Below are 1,670 nucleotides of genomic sequence, written 5' to 3' on the forward strand. Positions count from 1 at the left end.
GCCGCCGGCAGAAAGCCGGCGGCGCTCTTTTTCGGGTACGCACCCAGCCTGCACCTCAACGGAATCCGGCCCGGCACCCACCCGTCCCGATCGTGAAAGTCAGACAGCGATGCGGGACAGAGGGGGAACGGCATGGATGCCAAGAAGGGGATCGTCGGGGCGGCGCTCTTCGGTGTGGTCGCGACGACGACGGGCTTCGTGGCCGCGACGTCCGCGACCGCGGCCACGGTCACCGAGACCAGGATCGTGACGGCCGGCGAGGACACCTACACCTCCAGCACCCGCAGGACGGCGAACTTCGGCGCCGCCGACAAGCTGGTGGTGGGCCGGTCCGGCAGCGAGACCCGGGTGTCCTATCTGAAGTTCACCGTCCCGGCCCTGCCCGCCGGCGCCACGGTCAAGATGGTCGGCCTCAAGCTCCCGCTGGAGAGCAAGCCGATCGCGGCGAAGCTCAGCCTCCACGCCGTTCCCGGCTCGTGGGCCGAGGCCAAGGTGACCGCGGCGAACGCGCCGGCCACCTCGGTCGCGCTCCGCACGATCACCCCGAAGGCCACCGACACGGTGCTCTCCTTCGACCTGTCCACAGTGGTCAAGAAGGCCGGCGTGTACGCGTTCGCGCTGCGCTCGGCCTCCACCACCGCGGTCACCCGGCTGCGTTCGGTCGAGTACGGCGACGACAAGACCGGCGGCCCCGAGCTGGCCGTGACGTACACCCGTACCACCTCGACACCGACCACCGCGCCGACCACCGCGCCCACGACGGCGCCCACGACCGCGCCGACCACGCCTCCCGCCACCGCGCCGACCACGGCTCCCACCACCGCGCCGACCACGGCTCCCACCACCGCGCCCACGACGGCCGCACCCACCACCAGCGCGCCGTCCACCGGCGAGTGCGCGACCGACGCCCTGCTGGTCCCCTCCTGCGGCGTGCTCTGGGGCGCGGCCGCCGGCGGCTTCACCGACACCCCGCGCGACCAGGCCCTCAAGTCCTGGGAGTCGCTGACCGGCCGCACCGCGACGATCTACCACACGTACCACAAGGGCGACGAGATGTTCCCGACCGCCGCCGAGATCGCGATGACCCGCGACGCCGCCAAGCCGCGCGTGCTGCTGCTCAACTGGAAGGTCGCCTACAACACCACGTGGGCCAAGGTCGCGGCCGGCGGCCAGAACGCCCGGATCGACAAGTGGGCGGCGTACGTCAAGAAGAACTACGGCACCCAGAGGTTCTTCCTGGCGCTGCACCACGAGCCGGAGAACGACGTCAACGCCACCGTCGGCTCGGGCATGACCGGCAAGGACTACGCGGCCATGTACCGCTTCGTCATCGAGCGTCTGCGCGCCGCGGGCGTGACCAACATGGTCAACGTGCTGGCCTACATGGGCAACGAGAAGTGGATGGCGCAGTCCTGGTGGAAGGACCTCTACCCGGGTGACGACGTCGTCGACTGGATCGGCCTGGACTCCTACGTCAGCGTGGAGAAGGGCTACTACCACTACGGCGACATGGGCGACATCCTCGACCGTCAGCCCAGCGGCGGCGGCCTCGGCTGGTACGACTACATGGTCAAGAACCACCCGGCCAAGCCCATCATGGTCGCCGAGTGGGGCATGTACCACCGCGTGAAGTACCCGACCGACAAGGCGCCGGCCTTCAACACCGTGAT

Annotated in this window: 1 protein-coding gene; it reads left to right on the forward strand. The window is 69.9% G+C overall.

The window, feature by feature from the left end; translation table 11 throughout:
* Positions 1 to 132: 132 nt before the first annotated feature.
* Positions 133 to 1,670: DNRLRE domain-containing protein (locus tag AB0M20_RS42125; RefSeq protein ID WP_364306989.1), on the forward strand; the 1,538-nt coding region annotated here is incomplete at its 3' end.

Origin of the sequence: Actinoplanes sp. NPDC051633 (assembly GCF_040681735.1) — a bacterium.
In the GTDB taxonomy this organism is placed as follows: domain Bacteria; phylum Actinomycetota; class Actinomycetes; order Mycobacteriales; family Micromonosporaceae; genus Actinoplanes.